The sequence below is a fragment of the Aeromonas sp. DNP9 genome, from assembly GCF_001728955.1.
Lineage (GTDB): Bacteria > Pseudomonadota > Gammaproteobacteria > Enterobacterales > Aeromonadaceae > Aeromonas > Aeromonas veronii.
This window is the reverse complement of the sequence record NZ_LYSQ01000009.1, coordinates 73,228-97,601: the sequence shown is the minus strand read 5'-3', so window position 1 is coordinate 97,601 and position 24,374 is coordinate 73,228. Positions and strand designations below refer to the sequence as shown.

19 protein-coding genes and 1 pseudogene are annotated in these 24,374 nt (G+C 57.0%); 5 read left to right on the top strand and 15 right to left on the bottom strand.

The genetic code is table 11. The annotated features are described in order from the left end of the window. The first annotated feature begins 14 nt into the window (after positions 1–14). Together A9G06_RS08050 and fabA are read left to right on the top strand one after the other, a co-directional pair. Complete coding sequence (locus tag A9G06_RS08050) at positions 15–1,991, top strand: Lon protease family protein (RefSeq protein ID WP_069554855.1); 1,977 nt, start codon at positions 15–17, stop codon at positions 1,989–1,991. A gap of 98 nt (positions 1,992–2,089) precedes the next feature. Continuing rightward, a complete protein-coding gene (fabA, locus tag A9G06_RS08045) occupies positions 2,090–2,629 on the top strand; it encodes a 3-hydroxyacyl-[acyl-carrier-protein] dehydratase FabA (RefSeq protein WP_196783564.1) in 540 nt (179 codons plus the stop codon). An 84-nt stretch (positions 2,630–2,713) separates the two neighbouring features. On the opposite strand, the gene rmf is transcribed toward fabA, so the two are convergent. The 6 genes and pseudogenes from rmf to A9G06_RS08020 all read right to left on the bottom strand — a co-directional run bounded on the left by rmf (position 2,714) and on the right by A9G06_RS08020 (position 7,975). Beyond that, positions 2,714–2,890, bottom strand: a complete 177-nt coding sequence (rmf, locus tag A9G06_RS21425; RefSeq protein WP_010674759.1) for a ribosome modulation factor — start codon at positions 2,888–2,890, stop codon at positions 2,714–2,716. Between the two features lie 161 nt (positions 2,891–3,051). Continuing rightward, a complete protein-coding gene (locus tag A9G06_RS08040) occupies positions 3,052–4,965 on the bottom strand; it encodes an ABC transporter ATP-binding protein (protein ID WP_069554854.1) in 1,914 nt (637 codons plus the stop codon). Positions 4,966–5,038: 73 nt separating this feature from the next. After that, the gene (locus tag A9G06_RS08035; protein ID WP_069554853.1) at positions 5,039–5,269 is read right to left on the bottom strand and encodes a glutaredoxin family protein; all 231 of its coding nucleotides are present in this window, start codon (positions 5,267–5,269) and stop codon (positions 5,039–5,041) included. After that, complete coding sequence (rlmKL, locus tag A9G06_RS08030) at positions 5,269–7,446, bottom strand: bifunctional 23S rRNA (guanine(2069)-N(7))-methyltransferase RlmK/23S rRNA (guanine(2445)-N(2))-methyltransferase RlmL (protein ID WP_069554852.1); 2,178 nt, start codon at positions 7,444–7,446, stop codon at positions 5,269–5,271. The genes A9G06_RS08035 and rlmKL overlap by 1 nt, the downstream gene beginning before the upstream one ends. Positions 7,447–7,624: 178 nt before the next feature. Next, positions 7,625–7,711, bottom strand: a pseudogene (locus A9G06_RS08025) (ribosomal protein bL36); the annotation flags it as partial. Further along, complete coding sequence (locus A9G06_RS08020; RefSeq protein WP_069554850.1) at positions 7,712–7,975, bottom strand: type B 50S ribosomal protein L31; 264 nt, start codon at positions 7,973–7,975, stop codon at positions 7,712–7,714. It abuts the pseudogene before it with no gap. 156 nt (positions 7,976–8,131) lie between these two features. Here A9G06_RS08020 and A9G06_RS08015 point away from each other — a divergent pair, with 156 nt between their 5' ends. Continuing rightward, positions 8,132–8,368, top strand: a complete 237-nt coding sequence (locus tag A9G06_RS08015) for a hypothetical protein (protein WP_253182316.1) — start codon at positions 8,132–8,134, stop codon at positions 8,366–8,368. On the opposite strand, the gene A9G06_RS08010 is transcribed toward A9G06_RS08015, so the two are convergent. The 9 genes from A9G06_RS08010 to A9G06_RS07970 form a co-directional block, all read right to left on the bottom strand. After that, a complete protein-coding gene (locus A9G06_RS08010) occupies positions 8,356–8,892 on the bottom strand; it encodes a cell division protein ZapC (protein ID WP_005345444.1) in 537 nt (178 codons plus the stop codon). The two genes, A9G06_RS08015 and A9G06_RS08010, sit on opposite strands and share 13 nt — an antisense overlap. A gap of 90 nt (positions 8,893–8,982) precedes the next feature. Next, positions 8,983–9,993 (bottom strand): quinone-dependent dihydroorotate dehydrogenase, encoded by a 1,011-nt coding sequence (gene pyrD, locus A9G06_RS08005; protein WP_069554848.1) that lies wholly within the window; start codon positions 9,991–9,993, stop codon positions 8,983–8,985. A gap of 77 nt (positions 9,994–10,070) precedes the next feature. Beyond that, on the bottom strand, positions 10,071–14,909 hold the full coding sequence (locus tag A9G06_RS08000; protein WP_069554847.1) for an NAD-glutamate dehydrogenase: 4,839 nt from the start codon (positions 14,907–14,909) through the stop codon (positions 10,071–10,073). A gap of 278 nt (positions 14,910–15,187) precedes the next feature. Then, positions 15,188–15,409, bottom strand: a complete 222-nt coding sequence (locus A9G06_RS07995; RefSeq protein WP_033136823.1) for a DUF2835 domain-containing protein — start codon at positions 15,407–15,409, stop codon at positions 15,188–15,190. 70 nt (positions 15,410–15,479) lie between these two features. After that, complete coding sequence (gene pepN / locus A9G06_RS07990; protein ID WP_069554846.1) at positions 15,480–18,104, bottom strand: aminopeptidase N; 2,625 nt, start codon at positions 18,102–18,104, stop codon at positions 15,480–15,482. 144 nt (positions 18,105–18,248) lie between these two features. Continuing rightward, the gene (gene prc / locus A9G06_RS07985) at positions 18,249–20,264 is read right to left on the bottom strand and encodes a carboxy terminal-processing peptidase (RefSeq protein ID WP_005351922.1); all 2,016 of its coding nucleotides are present in this window, start codon (positions 20,262–20,264) and stop codon (positions 18,249–18,251) included. 8 nt (positions 20,265–20,272) lie between these two features. Then, positions 20,273–20,911: an RNA chaperone ProQ gene (gene proQ, locus A9G06_RS07980; RefSeq protein WP_069554845.1), complete on the bottom strand. Its 639-nt coding sequence runs from the start codon at positions 20,909–20,911 to the stop codon at positions 20,273–20,275. A 102-nt stretch (positions 20,912–21,013) separates the two neighbouring features. Then, positions 21,014–21,472 carry a GAF domain-containing protein gene (locus A9G06_RS07975; protein WP_005360536.1) on the bottom strand — a complete coding sequence of 153 codons (459 nt, stop codon included), beginning with the start codon at positions 21,470–21,472 and terminating at the stop codon, positions 21,014–21,016. A 93-nt stretch (positions 21,473–21,565) separates the two neighbouring features. Further along, complete coding sequence (locus A9G06_RS07970) at positions 21,566–22,027, bottom strand: hypothetical protein (RefSeq protein WP_069554888.1); 462 nt, start codon at positions 22,025–22,027, stop codon at positions 21,566–21,568. Positions 22,028–22,308: 281 nt separating this feature from the next. Here A9G06_RS07970 and ccoN point away from each other — a divergent pair, with 281 nt between their 5' ends. Together ccoN and ccoO are read left to right on the top strand one after the other, a co-directional pair. After that, positions 22,309–23,733 (top strand): cytochrome-c oxidase, cbb3-type subunit I, encoded by a 1,425-nt coding sequence (ccoN, locus tag A9G06_RS07965; RefSeq protein ID WP_005336616.1) that lies wholly within the window; start codon positions 22,309–22,311, stop codon positions 23,731–23,733. Positions 23,734–23,749: 16 nt separating this feature from the next. Then, entirely contained in the window at positions 23,750–24,364 is a 615-nt protein-coding gene (ccoO, locus tag A9G06_RS07960) for a cytochrome-c oxidase, cbb3-type subunit II (RefSeq protein ID WP_005336618.1), read from the top strand. Positions 24,365–24,374: the final 10 nt, after the last annotated feature.

Below are 24,374 nucleotides of genomic sequence, written 5' to 3'. Positions count from 1 at the left end.
ACCGGATGTCTTAAGTGGCTGAATTAACATCAGAACAATTAAAACCCGCTTTTGCGATTGAACAGTTCACCAAGCTCAGCGAGCTTGAACCTATCCCCTTTGCTGCGCTGCAACCCAGAGCCATTTCCGGCATCAAACGTCTTGCCAGTTTTGATGGTGACTGTCCGGTCATGCTGCTCAACGGATTCCCCGGCGCAGATTACGAAGGCGTTTGCCAGACGCTGATTGCCGACTCTAATGGCAAGGATGGTGACCTGTTTGATCTTTGCTACACCGAGAATCTGAACAACCCCTACAAACCTATCTGGCTGCGCCTGCAACCGGGCACCGGCGTCGAGTTTTGCGAAATGGTTGGCGAGCTGCTCAAGCTGTTGAGCCACCATCTAGATGCCGAACGCATCGTGACCCGCATCATGCGCAAGCAGAACAATGATCCGAAAATCGATGATTTCCTCTCCGATCTGGCGGCTCACGTGGCATTGGGTCTGGAGTTCCAGCACCCCATTCTGATCAACCTGCTGATCCACCACGAAGCGCAGGAAGCGCCGGTAATTTATGGCCGTGACCTCAACTGGGATACCCTGTTTGGCTCCATCAACTACCAGACCGAGCAAGGCTCTGTCTATGCCAACCAGCACCTGTTGGAGCCTGGCTTGCTGCGCGAAGCTAACGGCGGTTACCTCATTTTGCAACTGGATGAGCTGCTGGATCAGCCACACCTCTGGTTCAAACTGAAAAATGCCATGCAAAAAGGCGAGCTGGACTGGAACGCCTATCAGGAAGGGAAAACCCTGACCCCCTTCTTCGCGCCTGAAGCGACCCCCATCAAGCTCAAGCTGATCCTGGTCGGTGACCGACTCGACGTGGCCGAGTTCCAGATGCTGGATCGCGATATGTCCGAGCGCATCTTCCTGCGCGCGGATCTGGTGTCAGAGGTGAATATTGAAGAGGATCTGCAGGAATTTCTGCAGTACCTGGCTTGGCTGCGCCAGCGCTGGAGCCTTCTGGACTTCACGCCAGCCGCCCTCGCCGCCCTTTGTCGTCATGCCAGCCGCCTCTGTGACCATCAGGAGTGGTTGTCGCTCTCCGAAGTGCAACTCTCCGCCATCATGCGGATGGCTGACAGTCTGGCCCGGGAGCTGGAATCTGATGTGGTCACCGACGAGCATATTCGCGGCGCACTGGAAGAGCAGGATTACCGCCTCAACTATCTGGTTGAGCAGTCCGATCAAGGGGTTATCGACGGCCAGATCCTGCTGCAAACCGATGGCGAAGAGATTGGCCAGATCAACGGCCTGTCTGTCATTCAGGTCTCCGGTCACCCTTATGACTTCGGCGAGCCGGTGCGCCTCACCGCGACCGTACACCTTGGTGATGGCGATGTGGCGGATATCGAGCGCAAAGCGGAGCTGGCCGGTCATATCCACGCCAAGGCGATGATGATTATCCACGGCTATCTTTCCAACAAATTTGGTGCAGAGAACCCCTCCCCCCTGTCGGCCAATCTGGTGTTCGAGCAGTCTTACCACGAAATTGATGGCGACAGTGCCTCCCTGACCGGCTTGTGTGCCCTGCTCTCTGCCCTCGCCCGCCAGCCTATCTATCAGCACTTCGCCGTGACCGGTGCGGTCGATCAGTTTGGCAATGTGCAGGCCGTTGGTGGCGTGAACGAGAAGATTGAAGGCTTCTTCCGGGTGTGCAAAATCCACGGCATCACCGGCAAGCAAGGGATCATTTTGCCGGGCACCAACATCCAGCAGCTGAACCTCTCTGACGAGGTGATTGCAGCGGTTGAAGCAGGCCAGTTCCACATCCACCCGGTGGATCATGTGGAAGAGGCCATCGAGTTGCTCACTGGCTGTGTCGCCGGTGAGCCTGATATGCCCGATACTCTGTTTGGCCGTATTCAGGAGCGGTTGGACGAGTTGAACGGCTCCACTGCCAAAGTCGGACTGCTGCAATCCCTGCTGGGGCGCCTGTTTGGCCGCTGATGAAGTGATCGGAGTTGTTTAGCGAACAACTGTAAGCTAAATTGGCCCGGCTTTGACCCATTTGAAGGAAATACCGCGTGACCGTAGACAATACCACCATGGAAGCCCGCCTTTCCCTGTGCGAACAGGGCAAGAACTCTTTTACCCGTGAAGAGCTGCTGGCTTGCAGCCGTGGCGAACTGTTTGGTGAGGGTAACAGTCAGCTGCCTGCCCCCAACATGTTGATGATGGACCGCATCGTCAAGATCAATGACAACGGCGGTGAACACGGCAAGGGCGAGATCCTGGCTGAGCTCGACATTACTCCGGATCTCTGGTTCTTCGATTGCCACTTCCCAGGTGATCCTGTGATGCCTGGCTGTCTCGGTCTGGACGCCATGTGGCAGCTGGTTGGCTTCTTCCTTGGCTGGAAAGGTGGCCCCGGCAAGGGTCGTGCTCTGGGCGTAGGTGAAGTGAAATTCACCGGCCAGATCCTGCCGACCGCCAAGAAAGTGACCTACAAGATCACCTTCAAGCGCGTCATCAACCGCAAGCTGGTGATGGGAATTGCTGATGGTGTGGTCGAAGTTGACGGCCGTCCGATCTACAGCGCCACCGACCTGAAAGTGGGCCTGTTCAAAGATACCACCGCATTCTGATCTCTCTGATTGGTGGTAAAACAGCACTAACGCAAAGGGGCCACAACGGCCCCTTTCCTTTTGTAATGAGTGATGAAGTACCTGCTACTTCATGAAGAGGCCTGAGCCCCGCCCTTCCATGGCGTCACGCCAACCACCAAGCCAATGCCCTCGGGCATCCAGGCATTGATACGGACACGCTTCTTTCTGTTTGCCGACCACGCCAGCCTGATAACCACGAGCACGAGCTCTTTCCAGACGGTCCCGCTTCTGTCTCTTCATCATCTACGACCCTCTTCGTGGAACAAAAAAAGCGACCAATTCTGCATCGGTCGCTTTCATCTTTACTCCTGCGAGCGCACTCGGTCAAACAAAAACTTCCAACCTAACCGGGCTATGTGACACAAGGCACTGAACTGGATTAAGTTTTAATTACAGGGAACTTACTCCTGATTTTTGAGTCCTTCCAACTCTTCCCAGCGAGCAAATGCCTGTTCCAGCGCGGCTTCAGCGGCATTGAGCGCATCGAGTTTCGGCTGGGTTTTATCTGCCGGCAGCGAGAAGAACCCGGGCTGGTTGATCTCGCTTTGCAGCGCATCCAGCTCGGCTTCCAGCTGCTCAAGACGCGCCGGCAAACCATCCAGTTCAAGCTGTAGCTTGTAGGAGAGTTTTTTGCCTTTCTTCGGCGCTTCGGGCGCAACGGCAACGACCGGCTCGGGAGCCTTCACCGGTGTGCTCTTGGCCTGTTGCTGAGCACGCTGCTGCTCACGGGTCGCCATCATGTCGGCATAGCCGCCCACATAGTCACTGATGCGGCCATCCCCTTCAAATAGCCAACAACCGGTTACCGTATTGTCGATAAAGCGACGGTCATGACTTACCAGCAGCAGAGTGCCCGGATAGTCCGCCAGCAGCTCTTCCAGCAGCTCCAGAGTCTCGACGTCGAGGTCGTTGGTCGGTTCGTCGAGGATCAGCAGGTTGCTGGGTTTAAGGAACAGCTTGGCCAGCAGTAGTCGGTTTTTCTCACCGCCAGAGAGCGCCTTGACCGGCGTTCTGGCCCGCTTGGGCTCGAACAGGAAGTCCTGCAGGTAGCCAAGGATGTGGCGGGAGCGACCGCGCACCATCACCTCCTGCTTGCCCTCACCGACGTTGTCCACCACCGTCTGCTCGGGATCGAGCTGCTCGCGGTACTGATCGAAGTAGGCCACTTCCAGATTGGTGCCCTGACGCACCGAGCCACGAGTGGCATCTAGCTGGCCCAGCAACAGCTTGATCAGGGTCGACTTGCCGCAACCGTTGGGGCCGACCAGCGCAATCTTGTCGCCACGCAGCACCTGCAGATCCAGCCCCTCGAACAGGGTGCGATCACCAAAGTCGAGCCCCAGCCCTTCCGCCTCAAATACCAGCTTGCCGGAGCGGCTCGCCTCATCGAGTTGCAGCTTGGCTTTGCCCTGCAGTTCGCGACGCTGGGTACGCTCCATGCGCATCGCCTTGAGGGCGCGCACTCGCCCCTCGTTACGGGTACGGCGCGCCTTGATCCCCTGGCGTACCCACACCTCTTCCTGAGCCAGCTTGCGATCGAACTCGGCGTTTTTCAGCTCTTCGACCCGCAACCACTCCTCTTTGCCCTGCTGGTACTCGTCATAGTTGCCGGGCCAGGAGGTGATCACACCGCGATCCAAGTCGATGATCCGGGTCGCCAGCTTGTGGATGAACTCACGGTCGTGGGAGATGAAAACGATGGCGCCGCGAAAATCCTTGAGGAACTCTTCCAGCCAGTTGATGGCCTCGATATCCAGGTGGTTGGTCGGTTCGTCCAGCAGCAGCAGATCGGGATCACAGGCCAGTGCACGGGCCAACGCCACCTTGCGCAGCCAGCCACCGGAGAGACTGTCGAGGGTCACGTCAGGATCAAGACCAAGCAGGGTCAACACCTGATTGATGCGGGTCTCGTACTGCCAACCATTCTGATAATCAAGCTGCTCCTGCAGCTGGCTCATCTTGCGAATGTTGGCATCGGACGGGTCACTCGCCAGCGCCATGGAGACGTGGTGATACTGCTTGAGCAGCTCCCCCACCCCTGCCAGCCCTTCGGCGGCATAGTCAAACACCGTCAGCTCGCTGGAGGCAGGTGGATCCTGCTCAAGTCGGGTCACTTTCAAATCTTGTTGCAGCACCAGACGCCCGTCGTCCAGCGGCAATTCGCTGGCAATGACCTTCATCAGGGTGGACTTGCCCGCACCGTTGCGGCCAACCAGACAGAGGCGCTCGCCCCGCTCGATGGTCAATTCGGCATTGTCGAGCAGCGGGAAATCACTGAACGACAGACATGCGCCGTGCAATGTTAAAAGAGCCATGTGTGTTCCTTATTTCATATGAAAAAAACGGGCAGCAGACTGGGTCTGCCCCCGTTTTATCGTCAAATCACTCTCACCCCTGACGGGCGGCCCAGCTTTTGAGCTCCACCAGTGTGAAGGGCCAACCGAGCTCGCGGCCAGCTTCGTCACGCAGCACCGGAATGCGCACCCGATAGGCGGCAAGCCACAGCTCATCATCCATGATGTCGCACTGGCGGGTGGCGGTGGCAAGACCAGCCTCCTCCACCAGCGCCCAGGCCTGCTCGCACAGGTGGCAACCGTCGGTATGAAACAGGGTCAGCATCACGCCTCGCCTTGCTCCGGCGCATGGGTGATGATCCAGCAGTTGTGGATGTGCTGGTTGCGCTCGAAATCCTTCGGTCGCGTCTTCTGGGTGATGTTCTGGGCCTTGAGACCAGTGACCTCTAGACCGGCCAAATCCATCTTGAAGTGACGCTTGTTGTTGGAGAAGACCAGAGTGCCGTCCGCCGCCAGCAGGCGCTTCAGGTGCTGCATCAGCAACAGGTGATCGCGCTGTACGTCGAAGCTCTCGTCCATCCGCTTGGAGTTGGAGAAGGTGGGCGGATCGATGAAGATGAGGTCGTACTGCTCATCGGCTTCAGACAACCACTTCAGGCAATCGGCCTGCACAAACTTGTGCTGACGGCCCACCAGCGAGTTGAGACGCATGTTGTCCTGCGCCCAGTTCAGGTAGGTGTGGGACATGTCCACCGTGGTGGTTTCGCTGGCACCGCCAAGGCCTGCGTGCACGGTGGCACTGCCGGTATAGGCAAACAGGTTCAGGAAGCGCTTGCCCTTGGCCATTTGACCCAGCATGCGGCGAGTCTGACGATGGTCGAGGAACAGGCCGGTATCCAGATAGTCGTAGAGGTTGACCCACAGCCGGGCGCCGTACTCCTGAACTTCCATCCGGTGCTGCTCTTCGGAGAGCTTCTGATACTGCTGTTTCCCTTCCTGACGCTCGCGCACCTTCAGGATCACCTTCTCGCCGTCCATCCCGGTCACCTTGATGGCGGCTTGAACCATGTCGAGCAGACGCTGACGGGTCTTCTGGGCGGGGATGTCCTTGGGCGCCGCGTACTCCTGCACTACCAGATAGTCCTGATAGCGGTCGATGGCGGCGTTATATTCTGGCAAGTCGGCATCGTAGATGCGATAGCAATCGATGCCCTCTTTGTTGGCCCACTTCTCGAGGGTTTTCAGATTCTTGCGCAGGCGGTTGGCAAAGTCCTGCGCGACCTCTTTTTGGGAGGCCACGGAGTCCAGTGCGATCTGGTAGTTACGCAGCTGACACTCGAGGGCACCGTTGAACAGGCGATATTGCTTGTCGGCGCGCAGGCGCAGACAGCTGAGCAGTTCGGGGGATGCGGAAAGAATGGAGACTCTCCACCCCTGGAAGCTGCGACGCAGGGCATCGCCGAGGGCCTGGTGCACTTCCAGCAAAGCCGGGAACTCGCCAAGACGCTCGCCATAAGGCGGGTTGGAGATCAGCATACCGACCTGATGGGCCTCCCCTTCCACGGCCGGCATCGGCAGCGGGTTTTCCAGCTTGGTGACATCGGCTTGCTTGAAGGTAATGAGATGCGCCACACCGGCCGCTTTGGCGTTGTCACGGGCTTTGAGCAGCACTCTCTGATCGGCATCACAGCCAAACAGCTTCACTTCGCAGCGCTGCATGCCACGTTTGGCGCGCACTTGCGCTTCCATCATCAGGCTCTGCCACAGCTCGCTATCGTGCTGCAGCCAGCGATCGAAACCAAAACGCTCGCGGCGCAGCGCCGGCGCCATGTCGGCGGCGATAAATGCAGCTTCAATCAGCAAAGTACCGGAACCGCACATGGGGTCCATCATGGGCTCGCCGGCCCAGCCGCTACGGGCAATCATGGCGCAGGCCAGGTTCTCTTTGAGCGGCGCTTCACCTGTGCCCTGACGATAGAAACGCTGGTGCAGCGCCGGGCCTGACAAGTCCAGCGTGATATTGGCCTTGCCTTTGCCCAGGTGCGCCATGATGCGAATATCCGGCGACTTCTTGTCCACGTCAGGACGCACATGACCGCGCTTGGTGAAGCGATCGACGATGGCATCCTTGATCTTCAGCGCGCCATATTGGGTATTGCGAATGGCGGGATTGGTACCGGTAAAGTCCACTGCGATGGTAGAGGTACCGGAGAAGTGCTCTTCCCAGGGAATGGTGTGGGCGCCCAGATAGAGATCCAGATCGTCGTTCATCTGGAATTCGGACAGCACCAGCACGATGCGGGAGGCAAAACGGCTCCACAAGCAGGCCTTGTAGCCAATCGCCAGTTCGCCTTTGAAGTGGACGCCAGCCACGGTCTCACGGACCTGCTCTGCGCCCAGATTGGTCAGCTCGTCGGCCAACAGGTTTTCCAGCCCCTTGGGGCAGGTTGCAAAAAATTCTTTCATCACGCTCACGGGGAACCCATAAAAATAGTGCCGCATTATACCTCATCAGGCGGGCTGGAGCATGCAAAAGTCGGCGCAAACAGCAGGATGGAAACAGATTGATAGGTGGCGAAAAGGTAAAAGGCCCCATGACTACCCGATGGCGAGATCATGGGGCCAAACATCATTTAGCGGATCACTTCATACGAGCCTTGAAACGGGGATTACTTTTTCAAATCACGAACAATTTGCCGCGGCGGCGCACCAACTGACAATCGGGATGACGCGCCCGTGCGGATTTGAGTGAACAGACGACCTGCATTCAGGACTCCTTCTTGCTTGAAAATGCGCCAAAGCGTTTGTTGAAACGGGCCACACTCCCCTCGCTCGATACCTGCTTCTGCTTGCCGGTATAGAACGAGTGCGACTGGCTGGAAACATCGAGCGACACATAGGGATACTCCTTCCCGTCTTGCCACGTGTAGCTGCGATCGCTCTTGATGGTTGAACCGACCAAGAAAAAGGCATCTGCCGCCGTGTCATGGAACAGCACCAAACGATAATCAGGATGAATATGAGGCTTCATGGCAACTCCATTTTGTTATGTTATAACAAAATGTAAGTGAGAATAGCTCTCGTTTCAAGCATAAAATGTCGTATGAAGAAAATCGCTGCAGTGAGTGATGTGTTGACACTGAGGTGGAGGCACTACGCAAGCAGAACGAAACAAGAGGGAGGCACCATGCTTGCAGCACGGAAGACCAAGATACAGCGTGGGTCAGAACACTGGGTGCAAGTGGATGTAACAAGCCTCAAGAGAGGCTGGATCACAACCATGAAGATCAATCAGAATGGGCAAGATGTTCGCGGATCAATGAAGTATCAGAAACGAGGCACTATGGAGGTGACAACAGTAAAAACAGGCAGCGGTGTAATCACAGAGATAAAAAGATTGATGAAAATATATCAACTGACCTGACGATATTGCTCGGTCACGGTAATACGCGGCTTCATCCGGTTATTCATCACCTTGATCACCCCGAAACGCGGCAAGGTTTTACTGGTGGTTAATACCAGATCGGCTGTGAGGTTCAAACAGACGCTGGCCTGATCCCCTGCCTCAATGACCATAAATTCACCGTTGCCATGGGGTGTATTCATCAGGACCAGATCACCGTTTTGCGGGATCACTTGCGGATGTTGTTCACTAAAAAACCAGCTTTGCGGCATCAGGGGTTTATAAAAACGACTGACCGCGATGGCATTAAGCACCAACTGAACCTGATGCGGAATACTCCACTCAAGTTCGGCTGCTTTATCCATCAACTGATAATAGAGGGCAGCATCATCAACACAAAAAGGCTGGGTTGCAAATGAGCTAGGCACCAATTGTCGCCCTTTATACTCGGTCGCAAATAACATGTTATCAGACAGGTCCAACATCAGACGGTCACTCTGGGCATCATAGTGCCATTGCCAGCTATCGGTCGGTTGGATAAACATGTTGGAGCCCTTACTTGATAATTACCAGTTGACTTTATTCCATATGCAGGAAATCAGCAACGTCAAATAAAGGGCTCCGCCATCTATTTCTTAAATATTGGTCACAATCTCTTTGACCAGCCCCGGCCCTTTATAAATAAAGCCGCTATAAATTTGTACCAGACTGGCACCAGCGGCCAATTTTTCACGGGCGGCCATGGCACTATCAATACCACCCACCCCGATAATTGGCAGAGCACCATTGAGCGCCTTGGCCAGATGGCGGATCACCTCGGTGCTCTTGTGCTGCAGCGGACGACCACTCAGGCCACCCGCTTCACCGGCGTGGGGCATGTCATAAATCATCTCGCGCTCGAGGGTGGTATTGGTGGCGATAACCCCATCAATACCATTCCGTACCAACGAAGCGGCCACCTGATCTATTTCTTCAAGGCTTAAATCCGGGGCAATTTTAACCGCCAGCGGCACATACTTTTTATATTGGGCGGCCAACTCTTGCTGCCGTACTTTGAGAGCTGCCAGCAATTCATCCAGCGCCTCGCCATATTGCAGCGAACGCAACCCCGGGGTGTTGGGGGAAGAGATATTGACGGCGATATAACCGGCATGGTCATACACCTTGTCCATACAGAAGAGGTAATCATCCTTGCCCTGCTCGATGGGTGTATCTTTGTTTTTGCCGATATTGATGCCAATTACCCCCTGATATTTGGCCTCTTTGACCCGCGCGACCAGATGATCAACCCCCTTGTTGTTGAATCCCATCCGGTTGATGATCCCCTCTGCCGGAATAACCCGGAACAGGCGCGGCTTGTCATTGCCGCTTTGGGGTCTGGGGGTGACGGTACCGACCTCGATAAAGCCAAATCCCATGGCGCCCAGCGCGTCAATGCACTCACCATCTTTATCCAGACCGGCCGCCAACCCCACCGGATTGGCAAAAGAAAGCCCCATGACAGTGACGGGGCGTTTCGGCAAATTCTGGCGGAAGAAACAATCGAGTGGCGTACCGAGAAGGCGGGGCAAATATTTCATGGAGAGATCGTGAGCCTGTTCCGGATTGAGTTTGAACAGGAAATGCCTGGCGATGGGGTACAACATCTTTGCTCCTTAAAGAAAGCCCCGGCAACTGGCCGGGGCTTTGGGTGTAATGTCGGAGTCATGCCTTAATCTGGCAATTAAAGTGCCCGACAATTCAACTGGAGCAGGTTCAACTCTCGCAAGGCCACCGAGAACTTGGCGAACTCGTGAGTACTGGTGGTCTTGAAGTCGGCCAACATGTGGGTCCAACGGGACAAGAGTTGCTCATGCTCCGAAATCCAGTCGGCCAGTATGGTAGCGCATTCTCCCTGATCTTTGCACCCTTCCAGTACCACAGAAGTGAGACTGCGCTGCTGCCAGTCCAGATCTTCGCGGAAGGAGGCTCGCGCCATCGCCTGCCAGTGGTTGCCGACCGGCTGATGGTTGATCTGGTCGAGGAACCAGTGCAGATCCAGTTTGGCTCCGAGGCGATAGTAAACATTGGCGGCGCGCAGGATATCGGTCTTGTGCTCCGCGGCAATCTGCGCCAGATCCAGGCTGGAGAAGAGGCTGCTCATATGGGCGACCTGACGGGCAATGGCCTCAGGCACCTGTTTCTCCATCCACTTGGCGACAGCCTGACGATGCTCGGCCACTTCGCTCTCATCCATTACCTCGTAGAGGTGCTTCCCTAAGGTCTCGAACGCCGGACGGAAGAAGGCGATGTTCTCGCTGATGCTCCAGCTGCGATTGCGGGCACGCAGGAACCAGCGGGTGGCACGGCGCACAATGCGGCGGCTGTAGAACATCAGCTCGAGCTGAGTCTGGGCATCAACCAGGTTGTCGCACCCTTCGATATCGCGCCACAGCTGGTTCATGCCAAACACTTCGCGGGCCATGGCGAAGCAGCAAGCCACTTCGGCGACCGAGGCGCCGGTCTCGTCCTTCATCCGGCTGGCGAAGTTGAGCCCCATGTCATTAACCAGCATGTTGGCCACCCGGGTAGCGATGATCTCGCCGCGTAGCGGGTGATCGGCCAGCTGGGCACCAAACTGCTGCTGTACTTTGGCCGGGAAGCTGGTGACCAGCATGTTGGCGAGGAAGGGCTCGTCGGTCACTTCCGGGCAGTTGAGCTGCTCTTTCAGTACCATCTTGCCGTACGCTACCAACACCGCCAGTTCGGGGCGGGTCAGCCCCTGCCCTGCCGCCATCCGCTCGGAGAGCTCCTCATCGGATGGCAGGAACTCCAGCGCACGATCGAGCTTGCCTTCCCGCTCCAGCCCCTGAATAAAGCGCTGCTGCTCTTTCAGTTGTTCAGAGCCGCGGAAGCTGGTGACCGAGATGGACTGGGACTGGCGATAGGCGTTGGTGATCACGATCTGCGCCACGTCGTCGGTCATCTCGTAGAGCATCTGGTTACGCTGCTTGAGGGTCAGATCCCCTGCCGCCACCAACTGGTTCAGCAGGATCTTGATGTTCACCTCGTTATCGGAGCAGTCCACCCCGCCCACGTTGTCGGTAAAATCGGTGTTGATGCGACCGCCCTGACTGGCGTACTCCACCCGACCGAGCTGGGTAAAGCCAAGGTTGCCCCCCTCTCCTACGATACGGGCCCGCAGATCGCGACCGTTGACCCGCAGAGCATCGTTACTGCGATCGCCCACCTCGGCATCGCTCTCGCGAGCGCTCTTCACATAGGTGCCGATGCCGCCGTTCCACAGCAGGTCGACATTGAGGCAAAGCAGTGCCTTGATGAGCTCGTTCGGCGCCATGCTGGCCTTGTCGGTGCCGAGTAGTGTCTGCATCTCGGGGCTGAGCTTGATGGATTTGGCCGAGCGCAGGAAGATGCCGCCCCCTTGTGATATCAGCTCGCGGTTGTAGTCATCCCAGCTGGAGCCCGGCAGATCGAACAGGCGCTGGCGTTCGACAAAGCTCTTGGCCGCATCCGGAGTGGGGTCAACGAAGATATGCATGTGGTTGAACGCGCCCACCAGCCGGGTGTGCTCAGAGAGCAGCATGCCGTTGCCGAACACGTCGCCGGCCATGTCCCCAATCCCCACGCAAGTGAAGTCGGTGGTCTGGCAGTTGACGCCAATTTCACGGAAGTGGCGCTTGACCGACTCCCAGGCCCCGCGGGCGGTGATGCCCATCTTCTTGTGGTCGTAACCGACCGAGCCGCCGGAGGCGAACGCATCGCCGAGCCAGTGGCCGTATTCGAGGCTTATTTCGTTGGCGATGTCGGAGAAGGTCGCCGTGCCCTTGTCGGCGGCGACCACCAGGTAGTAGTCATCCTCGTCGTGACGCACCACGGATTTGGGCGGGATCACCTCGCCGCCGATGATGTTGTCGGTCACGTCCAGCAGGCCACGAATAAACAGGCGATAACAGGCCTTGCCCTCCTCCTGAATGACGGCACGGGGCGCCCCCACCGGCATCTGTTTGCAGTAGAAACCGCCCTTGGCCCCCACTGGCACAATGACGGTGTTCTTGACCTGCTGGGCTTTGACCAAACCCAATACTTCGGTGCGGAAGTCCTCTTTGCGATCGGACCAGCGCAGGCCGCCACGGGCAACCTTGCCCCAGCGCAGATGCACCCCTTCCACCCGTGGCGAATAGACAAAGATCTCGAATTTCGGCAGCGGCAGCGGCATGTCGGTGATGCTGGAGGGAGCCAGTTTGAAGGAGATGTAGGGCTTGATGTTGCCCGCCTTGTCCAGCTGGTAGTAGTTGGTGCGCAGGGTGGCGTCGATCATCTCCACATAGCGGCGGATGATGCGATCGTCGTCCAGGTTGGCAACCTGATCGAGCTTGGCGGCGAGCTGCTCGTGCAGCTTGGCCTGTACCTTGGCGTCCTGCTTGCCGGCCGGGTCGAGGCGTTGCTCAAACAGGGTAAACAGCAACTGGGCGATGTCGGGGTAGCGGGTCAGGGTCTCTTCGATATAGGACTGGCTGAAGGAGACACCGGTCTGGCGCATGTATTTGGCATAGGCGCGCAGCACCGACACCTGACGGCCGGTAAGTCCCGCCCCCAATACCAGCCGGTTGAAGCCGTCATCTTCCAGCTGCTTGTTCCAGATGGCGGCAAACGCCTGCTGGAAGCGCTGCTGACTCTGGGCCAGATCAAAGGGCTGCTCGCCGTGCAGCAGCATGGAGAAGTCGAGGATCCAGAACAGATCGCCGCCCGGAGTGCGAACCTGATACGGGGTCTCGCCGATCACCCGCAGTCCCATGTTCTCCAGCATCGGCAACACATCGGAGAGGTGAATGGGTTCGGTGCGATGAAACAGCTTGAGCCGTACCCGACGATCGTTCTCCTCCTCCTGCGCGCGGTAGAACAGCATGCCCAGCGGCTCGGCTTCGCTCAGGTTATCGAGCGCCATGACATCGGCCACGGCCGAGCCCGGCAGCACATCTTCTTTGTAAGCGCGAGGGAATGCAGTGCTGAAACGGCGGCGCAGCTCGTTACCACGGGCCTCGCCATAATGGGAAAGCAGCACAGAGTCGAGTCTGTCGTCCCAGCTGCGGGCCGCTTCAATCAGGTTGTTCTGTACTTCGTTCACATCCACATCCACGTTGTTGTTGTTGACCCGCACTATGTAGTGGGTCCGCGCCAGCACGCCTTCGGTGAAGTAGACGTTGAACTCCACCTCTTCGTTGCTGCCAAAATACTTCTGCAATATTTGCTGGGTCTTGATCCGCAGCGCCGTGTTGTAGCGCTCCTTGGTGACATAGACCATGCAGGAGAAGAAGCGACCATAGACATCGCGGCGCACGAACAGTCGCAGCATGTCACGCTCCTGCATATCCAGCACCCCAAGACCGGTGGCCAACAGCTCCTCTTCGCGGGCCTGGATCAGCTCGTCACGGGGATAGGTTTCCAATACGTTGAGCAGCGCCTTGTAGGCGTGGGAGCCCTTCTCGTGACCGGAGGCGGCCATGATGCGCTCGAGACGATGGCTGATGAGCGGGATCTGGGTCGCGCTGGTGTTGTAGATGGAAGAGGCGTAGAGACCGATGAAGCGATCTTCCCCGATCACCTTGCCATGCTCGTCAAAGCGCTTGATGCCAATGTAATCCACATAAGCCGGACGGTGCACCCGGGACTTGCTGTTGGATTTGGTGAGGATCAGCAGGTCAGAACTCAGAGCGGCGTGACGGGCGCTGGCCGGCATATTGCCAAGGCGCTGACCCACCTCCTTGATGGAGTTTTTCATCAGCCCAAGGCTGGAGCTCGCCTGCGGCAGGATCTCGTGATCCCCCTCCACCGCCTTGACGTCGTAACGGCGATACCCCATCAGGGTGAAGTTGTGGGCAGCCACCCATTTGAGGAAGGCAACGCAGGAGGCCACCTCCTCCTTGCTGACCGGGTGCTTGCGCTTGGGCAGTTCGTCAATGATCTCATTGAGCTTGGCCAGCATCGGCTGCCAGTCGCCGACTGCTAGCGCCACTTCCCCAGCCACCGAGTTGAGCTCGGCAGCCAGCGCGGCCATCTGCTCCTCGCTGGTGAGGTGATCGATCTCGATAAGGAATGCCGTTTCAACCGAGGTCTGCCCGTCGGTGTTGTCGAGTTCCAGAATGGCGTCAATCTTGCCATCCGCTCCACGAATGAGGTGCAGCGGTTGGTGCAGCATCATGTGGGCGGTGATATTGAGTCGCTTGAGCGCCATCCGGATGGAGTCCACCAGGAAGGGCGAGTCCTGCAGGATCACCTCGACGATGGTATGGGGCGATTGCCAGCCGTGACGAGTCAGCTCGGGGTTGTAGACCCGAATGTAGGGGTCAGTGCCGGTGCGCTGATTGAGGGCATTCCACAGGCTCAGGGCCGCGCCGTAGAGATCGCTGTCATTGCGATCGTGCAGATCGGAGCTCGCCATGTTGCCGTAGAACTTGGCAACGAAGCGCTCGACCAGAGAGGCACTGTTTTTGGGCAACTTCTGATGGATCAGGCTGAGAACGTTTTCGAGCAGAACTGAGGTAGGGGCGTCTTTCAATGCCATTTTTATATTCCTTATCGGACGACATTAACCACCGACGCAGAGGCAACCACCCTGGTTACCCGCTGGTGCAGAGTTGTTGCGAAGTGTAATGGCTTGGATAAGGGAAGGCGAGGAAAGGTGCTAACGAGATGTTAAAAACAAGGTACAGATCACGGCTTAAACTGTGAGAAATTTTGCAAATAACCAAAAATACAGAAATTCCCACTACCTTTGTGCCAGTTTACCGGATAGATAGTGACGCAAAGCAGATAAACAGTCGGTAATCTGTTCGATTTTTGTTAATTTATGCGTTCGAGGCTGATAAAGCGGTAATCGTCCTGGGTTTTGAGCCGAAAATAGCCATGCACACCATTGATGGCGACAAAGGGCCGTATTTTTTCTATGCCAAGCTCCAGGGTCAATCCCTGTTCGCTGCGCACCACCAGCCGTCTGGCATGGCCCTGATACATCAGCATCACCTCGTCACTGCTCAATGAGAGCCGAAAAGTAAACTGCTTCACGCTTGCTCCTGATCACACGACAAATCACACAATAGGGGCAGGCGCATTCACGCCCCTGCCCCGTCAACACTTACTGCTGTAGTGCCTTGCTGACCTTCTCGAACAGATCCCGTGCCAGCCCCTCAAGGTTGGCAAGACGGGTCAGCTCGGCGCGGATCAGGGCCTTGCGCGCCTCATCCAGTCGCTTGAACTGGATAAGCGGAGTGATAAGGCGGGAGGCCACCTGCGGATTGACCTCGTTGAGCTCGATCAACAGATCGGTCAGGAAACGGTAACCGCTGCCATCCACCGCATGGAACTGCACCTGATTGCTCATGGCGAAACTGCCGATCAGCGCCCGCAGCCGGTTCGGATTGCGAATGCTGAAAGTGGGGTGATTAATCGCCTGTTTCACTTCGCTAAGCACATCGGCAGCCGGTTTGCTGCCAATCAGCCGCAGCCAGTTGTCCAGCACCAGTCCATCCTTGGCCCACTTGCCCTCGAAGTCGGCCAGCAGCGCAGCGCGGCATGGCAACAGATAGCCGTTGGCCACCTGCAACGCCGCCAGGGTGTCGGTCATGTTGTCGGCAGTTGCATACTGCTCGCGCACCAGCGCATCAGCATGCTCCGCATCCAGCGCAGCCAGATAGCCGAGCACGACCCCTTTGAGGGCTCGCTTGGCCATATCGGCATGCACCACCTGATAACCGTTCAGACGCAAACTCTGATAGGTTGCCGCCAAGCGCGCACCAAAGGCCTCGGCAAGACGGGTGTGGATCGCGTCGCGCACCTGATGGATGGCGTCGATATCGGCCACCTCGAACAGCTCGGCCAGGGTCGCCTCACCGGGTAGCGCCAGGATCTCCGCCTTGAGGGCCAAATCCAGTTCACTGTCGTCCAGAATGGCGACGAAGGCGGCCAGCAGGGTTTGGGAGAGCTCAACCCCCTGCCCGTGCTGGACCCGCGCCACCCCGTCGATGACCGCTTTGTTGATCAGCATCTGGGCCGCATCCCAGCGGGCAAACTCGTTGCGGGCAAAGCGCATCAGAAAGGCGAGCGCTTCGTCGCTGTAGTCATAGTGCAACTTGACCGGCGCGGAGAAGTCCCGCAGCAGGGAGGGAACCGGCTTGACCGGCACCCGATCGAATTCGAAGGTCTGCTCCGCTTCCAACACATCGAGCACGTTGCCGATGGCCTTGCCCTGATACTGCAGCGCAATGACGGCACCCTGCTCGTCATAAAGCTCGATGTCGAGAGGGATATGCAGCGGCAGCTTTTGCGGTTGATCCTGAGTCGGCGGGGTATGCTGGCTCACATGCAGACGGTAAACGCCGCTGGCGGCATCGTACTCGTCGGTAACGGTCAGCTCGGGGGTGCCGGACTGGCTGTACCAGCGGCGGAAACGACCGAGATCGATACCGGACGCATCCTCCATCGCTTGCACGAAATCATCACAAGTAGCGGCCGAGCCGTCGTGACGCTCGAAGTAGAGACGCATACCAGCCTGGAAGGCTTCTTCCCCCAGCAGGGTGTGCATCATGCGGATCACTTCCGACCCCTTCTCGTAGACGGTCAGGGTGTAGAAGTTGTTCATCTCGATCACCACATCCGGGCGGATCGGGTGCGCCATGGGGCCGGCATCTTCGGCAAACTGCGGGCCGCGGACGGTACGCACGTTGTTGATGCGGTTGACGCCACGGGAGCCTAGGTCGGAGGAGAACTCCTGATCCCGAAATACCGTCAGCCCCTCTTTCAGGCTGAGCTGGAACCAGTCACGACAGGTGACGCGGTTGCCGGTCCAGTTGTGGAAATATTCGTGGCCGATCACCCGTTCGATACCGTGGTAGTCGCTGTCAGTGGCGGTGGCCGGATTGGCCAGCACGAACTTGGAGTTGAAGATGTTAAGCCCCTTGTTCTCCATGGCGCCCATGTTGAAGAAGTCCACTGCGACGATCATGTAGATGTCGAGATCATACTCGAGGCCGAAACGCTGCTCGTCCCAACGCATGGAGTTGATGAGGCTCTCCATGGCAAAACCGGCGCGATCGAGGTTGCCCTTGTCGACGAAGATCTCGAGGGCCACCTTGCGGCCGCTCTTGGTGGTGTAGTGGCTGCGCTCCACATCGAAATCGCCGGCCACCAGCGCAAACAGGTAGCTCGGTTTGGGGAAAGGATCCTGCCACTGCACGAAGTGACGGCCGCCATCCAGATCACCGCTATCGACCTTGTTGCCGTTGGAGAGCAGGAAGGGGAACTGGGCTTTGTCAGCGGTAATGCGGGTGCTGTAACGCGCCAGAATGTCGGGGCGGTCCAGATAATAGGTAATGCGGCGAAAGCCCTCCGCTTCACACTGGGTACAGTAGGCATCGCCAGACTTGTAAAGCCCTTCCAGCGCGGTGTTGGCGGCCGGATCCAGCAGGGTGACGATGGTGAGCACACATTCGGCAGGCAGGTTGAACAGGGTCAGACTGCTCTCGCCTTGCTCGTAGTGGTCACAGGGAATGCCATCGATGGCAACGCTTTTGAGGGTCAGTTGCTCACCATCGAGGACGAGCGGTGCATTGTGCTCGCCGTTGCGACGAATGCGGGTGATGGCGGTGACCTGGGTCAGCGGCTCCTGCAGTTGGAAATCGAGGTCGATGGTGTCAATCCAGTAGAGCGGCGCCTGATAATCCTGGCGATATTTGGCCGTCATGGCCTGGGAGTGATCGGTCATTATTGTCTGCTTCCACGCTTGTTAAAGGCGAGAAAGAGGCTGTCACAACCAACTGGCGGGGTCAAACAATTTGCATTACGTCAGATACGCCAGACAAAAAGAAAGGGCGACCGCAGTCGCCCTTGTGCATTGGAGGTCGCTTTGTCAGCTGCGTTTGCTGACCTTGGCCAGATCTGCCGTGATATTGGCCGCTTCGATGAGATACTCATCCGGCGCTTCAAAATCAGCGGGCAGCTCATCCAGACTCTTCACCGCCGGCTTGCCAAGACGTGCCAGACGCTCGTTGGTACGTTTGAGCGCTTTCTCATCCTGTTTCGCCTGCTCTGCAACACGCTCCGCCTCGTTGAGGGAGACCGACTTCTTGTCTTTCTCCTCCTTGTAGTCGGCGATGTCCTGCATCACATAGGCAAACTCGGGATCCTTGGCGATCCGGGCATCGTGCGCCGCCTGCAACTTGGGCAGTACGCTGGCGAAGTTGCCGAGTTTCTCGTAGTTGGCGGAGGCAATCTTGTCCCACGGCAACGCATTGAACTCACGGCTTTCGCCCGTCTCTTCCGGAGCAACCGGTGTCGGGAAGCTGATATCCGGCGCAACGCCCTTGTTCTGGGTGCTGCCACCGTCGATCCGGTAGAACTTGGCGATGGTGTACTGCACGTGACCGAGCGGCTGCTCGTAGAAGTCATAGACCTTGGCGAGACTGCGATGCTGCTGCACCGTCCCCTTGCCGAACGAGTTTTCACCCAGAATCAACGCGCGGCCATAATCCTGCATGGCGGCAGCGAAGATCTCGGAGGCCGAGGCACTGTAGCGGTCGATCATCACCGACATGGGGCCGCCGTAGTAGACGTTGCCATCGTCATCGCCATTGACCGTGATACGGCCCATGTGATCACGAATTTGCACCACGGGACCACTGGCAAAGAAGAGACCGCTCAGGGCGGAAGCTTCGGTCAGGGCGCCGCCGCCGTTACCGCGCAGATCAATGATCAAGCCATCGATCTTCTTCTTGTTCAGGCTGGAGAGTTCCTTGATCACGTCATCGTGCAGATTGACGTAGAAACTCGGGATCTCGATAACACCAATCTTCTTACCTTCGGCGTTAATCACCTTGGACTTGGCTGCCCGGTCTTCAAGGCGCACCTTGTCGCGGGTCAGCTCGATCTGCTCGGTCTTGGCGGTTGCGCCCTTGCCGCGCTGGATCTCCAGCTTGACCTTGCTCCCCTTGGGCCCCTTGATGAGCTCTACCACGTCATCAAGACGCCAGCCGATCACATCGACAATCTTGCCATCTTCCTGCCCCACCCCGGTGATCTTGTCATCGGGCTTGAGGTGGTTGGATTTGGCAGCCGGGCCACCGGGCACCAGAGAACGGATGACGGTAAAGTCATCTTCCGCCTGCAACACGGCACCAATCCCCTCCAGCGAGAGGTTCATCTCGGTGTTGAAACGATCGGCACTGCGTGGTGAGAGGTAACTGGTGTGCGGTTCGATGGCGCGAGCGAAGGAGTTCATGAAGAGCTGGAAGACATCTTCGCTCTCGGTCTGGGACATCCGCTTGATGGCGTTGTTGTAACGCTTGCCAAGCAGCTCCTTGATCTCGGGCCACTCCTTGCCACTGAGCTTGAGGCTCAGGGCATCGAACTTGACCCGCTGACGCCACAGCTCGTTGAGCTCTGCTTCATCTTTGGGCCAAGCCGCCCCTTCCCGATCAAACACATAGTTGTCGGTCTGGGTAAAATCGAAAGGAGTATCAAGCAGTTTGAGGGCGTATTCGAACCGCTCATAACGCCGCTGCTGACTCAGGTTGAACATCTCGTAGGCGGGAGCCAGACGGCCTCTTTCGAGGTCGGTGTCAAAACCGTTACGGTACTTTTCAAAACGGCTGATATCAGAGGCCAAAAACAGGTTGCGGCTGTAGTCCAGATTCTCCAGATATTTATCGAAAATCACGGAGGAAAAGGCATCGTCCAGCTTGAACTGTTTGTAGTGCGAGCGGGTAAACAGATTGGTAATTCGCTTGCTGGCCGTAGCATGTTGGCTCTCTTGAGCCAACACAGGCAAATCACTCTCCTTGAGCACCGGCTCGATGGCCTGTGCAAGCCCGGCAAGCGCCAGGCTACAGGCAACGAGGGAAAAACGAATTACGCCATGCTTCAACATTTGTCTCCTTAGAGAACCAAGTGCTCTGATTTGACCCGCACCATCATGCCGGTCTGCAGTTGGACCTGTACATCGTCCTTGGTTACTTCCTTGATGGTTGCCGGAACCGGGAATTTACCCATAACGACGCGCACATCCTGGCCCACTTTCAGCGTAGCGGCATCCACTTTAACCAGCGGAGCGTCAGCGATCGGTGCCTTGGCGGCAGCTTTCGGCTTGGCAGCTACATCAGCTTTCTCGGTTTTGCGCACAGCAGGACGACGGGGCTTCTTGGCCTTCTCATCCTTCTCTTTGGTATTGGTACGACGGCTGGCAAATACGCGCTCTTTGCTCTCTTTCAGAGCTTGCTTGGCGTGCTCGATGTGCTCTTCGGTCAGCAGTTCGCCCGGGTTGCCATCCAGATCAACGCGAGCCTGGCCAGCTTTGAGACCGTGCAGGTAGCGCCAGCTGGAGGTGTATTGACGCAGTGCGGAACGCAGCATGGTCTTGGAGACTCTGGCATCGTCAGCAAGACGCTCGGCCAAATCCTGGAAGATGCCAATCTTGAGCGGCTTGGCCTCTCCTTCAGCAACGAAGCAGGCCGGGAATTTCTCGACCAGGTAGGCAACGATCTCTTTACTGTTCTTCAGCTTCTCAGTGTTTTCCATGTATAACCTTGGCTTTCATATAAACGCACGGGCACGTCCCGAGCACAACAAAGGCCCCATTATAGAGAGCTTGGGGCCTTTTGCGAACCATCTAGCAATGACTTAGAGCATGCTTTCCAAAATTTGCACCGTTTCTTCGAGGCCAATCCGGTCTTGCTGGTCGAAACGGTTAAAAATCGGACTGTCGATATCGAGCACCCCGATGATCTCGCCACCACGGCGCACCGGGATCACGATTTCCGAGTTGCTCGCGCCATCGCAAGCGATGTGACCGTCGAACTGGTGGACATCGTCAATGAGCTGGGTTCTCCCCTCTGCCACTGCCGTACCACACACCCCGCGGCCGACCGGGATCCGCACGCAGGCCGGTTTACCCTGAAATGGCCCCAATACCAGGGTCTCGCCCTGCAACAGATAAAAACCGACCCAGTTGATCTCCGCCAGCTCCTGATTAAGCAGTGCGGAGAGGTTGGCCAGATTGGCAATCAGATCGGTTTCCCCCTCCAACAGCGCCTTGGCCTGCTGGTTGAGGGTGCGATAAAACGGTTGTTTTTCAATCATGATTAAATGAACTTCACTCCCTGATGGTTTGGGGAAGGTAACGCCTGGCCGGGAAATTTCAAATATTTTTTCCACTCCCCACCTCTTGCGCCGTTATTCCCGGGCAACGGAAAGCGCCAATTGCTGGCGTTGACCATTACTCCACTCGATATTTAACAACCAGATCATGACGGGTGATGTACAGCTCCCCACCTGGGTCACCCCCTGCCACTGTCCGTCTATTTCTTCAAAGCTCACCGGAATGGTGCCCATAAACATATCTTTGCCTTCGAGTGTCGCTTTCACCGGTTTGATAGCCGGATCGCCGCCGCTAATAGCGATGGCAAAGTCATGTTCGGCGCGCAGCGGTAATTCCTTGATGGCGAGCGTCAGCGGCTTGTCACCAATCAGCGTGCTGCAAGGGGTGTGGGAAAGATCACAAATCTGATCTTTTTTCTGGTCAGCAGAGACGCTGTTATCGGCCGAAAACCAGGTGCGATAGGCCATCAGCGCCAATAACAGCGCCAATACCAGTACGAGGTGCAAAACTTTACGTGCGGTAAGTCTCTCTTTCATCAAAAACAGCCCGATTAAGATGCAATTAAAATAGTTTTTTGTGATCTCGAACAAGGTAAAAAACTGCCATGTCGAGACCGGACGGAGCCAAATATATCACTGTTTATACTGTTATTTTACCTGTCACTTCAGTATCATTCCCATGCAGTTTTCATTTAGCCATCTTTTGCTTTTCCTTTCGTTAACAGATGTTAACAACTGGTCGGCGGTGGCTGATGAAGCCAGTCCGGTCCTCCGGATACAAAACCAAACAACAGCAGCATCGGAAGCGGAATATAACGATGAGCCATACAACTAACCATCCTGAGTACAACTACACCGTTGTTCGCCAGTTTACCGTCATGACGATTGTCTGGGGAATTGTCGGCATGTCGGTTGGCGTACTGATCGCAGCCCAGTTGATCTGGCCTGCCCTCAACTTCGAGACCCCGTGGCTGACTTACAGTCGTCTGCGGCCCCTCCATACCAACGCAGTGATCTTCGCCTTCGGCGTCAGTGCACTGATGGCCACCTCCTTCTACGTGGTGCAGCGCACCTGTCAAACAAGGCTGTTCGGTGGCCCGCTGGCAACCTTCGTCTTCTGGGGCTGGCAAGCGATCATCCTCTCTGCCGCCATCTCTCTGCCGCTGGGTTACACCTCCGCCAAAGAGTATGCCGAGCTGGAGTGGCCGATTGATATCGCCATCACTGTGGTATGGGTCGCCTATGCCATCGTCTTCTTCGGCACCCTGATGAAGCGCACCACCTCCCACATCTATGTGGCGAACTGGTTCTTCGGCGCCTTCATTATCACCGTTGCGGTGCTGCACATTGTCAACAACATGGAAGTGCCCCTCTCCGGCATGAAGTCCTACTCCATGTACTCCGGCGCCATGGACGCCATGGTGCAGTGGTGGTATGGCCACAACGCGGTAGGCTTCCTGCTGACCGCCGGCTTCCTGGGGATGATGTACTACTTCGTGCCCAAGCAGGCCGGTCGTCCGGTTTACTCCTATCGCCTCTCAATCGTGCACTTCTGGGCGTTGATCTCCCTCTATATCTGGGCAGGTCCGCACCACCTGCACTACACCGCACTGCCTGACTGGGCTCAGTCACTGGGCATGGTGATGTCCCTGATCCTGTTCGTACCCTCCTGGGGCGGCATGATCAACGGCATCATGACCCTCTCCGGTGCCTGGCACAAACTGCGTTATGACCCCATCCTGCGCTTCCTGATCGTCTCCCTCTCTTTCTACGGCATGTCGACCTTCGAAGGCCCGATGATGGCGATCAAAACCGTCAACGCCCTCTCCCACTACACCGACTGGACCGTCGGTCACGTGCACTCCGGTGCGCTGGGTTGGGTTGCCATGGTCTCCATCGGTGCTGTCTATCACCTGATCCCGAACCTGTTCGGCCAGGGCCGGATGTACAGCGTCAAGCTGATCAACGTTCACTTCTGGCTGGCGACCGTGGGCACCGTGCTCTACATCGTTGCCATGTGGATTTCCGGCGTGATGCAGGGCCTGATGTGGCGTGCAGTCAACGAAGACGGCACCCTGACCTACAGCTTCGTTGAAGCGTTGCAGGCATCCTATCCCTTCTATTTCGTGCGCTTCCTGGGTGGCTGCTTCTTCGTCACCGGCATGTTGCTGATGGCTTACAACGCCTATCGCACCATCACTGCGCCCAAAGGTTCTCTGGAACCTGTCGCCCAGCCAGCATGATTGAAGAGGTCAACCCATGAGCAACAATAACCGTCACGAAATATTTGAAAAAAGCGTTCCCATGCTGGTGGTCGGCATCATCTTTGCCATCAGTCTGGGGGGCCTGGTTGAAATCACCCCGCTGTTCTTCCAAAAGCAAACCACCGAGCCGGTGGAGGGCCTCAAGCCCTACACCGCTCTGCAGATGGAAGGGCGCGACATCTTCATTCGCGAAGGCTGCACCAACTGTCACAGCCAGATGATCCGTCCGTTCCGTGCCGAAACCGAGCGTTACGGTCACTACTCGGTCGCAGGTGAGAGCGTCTGGGAGCACCCCTTCCTGTGGGGCTCCAAGCGTACTGGTCCGGATCTGGCCCGTGTCGGTGGCCGTTACTCCGATGAGTGGCACAAGGTTCACCTGATCAACCCGCGCGATGTGGTACCGGAATCCAACATGCCCGCCTACCCCTGGCTTGATACCAATGTGCTGACCGGTGAGATGACGGCCAAGAAGCTGGCGCTGTTCCGCGATCACTTCGGTGTGCCCTATACCGATGCCGATATTCAGGGTGCGGGCGAAGCCGTCAAGGGCAAAACCGAGCTGGATGCGCTGGTGGCCTATCTGCAATCACTGGGTCATGCCCTGAAATAAGGAGGCGAAG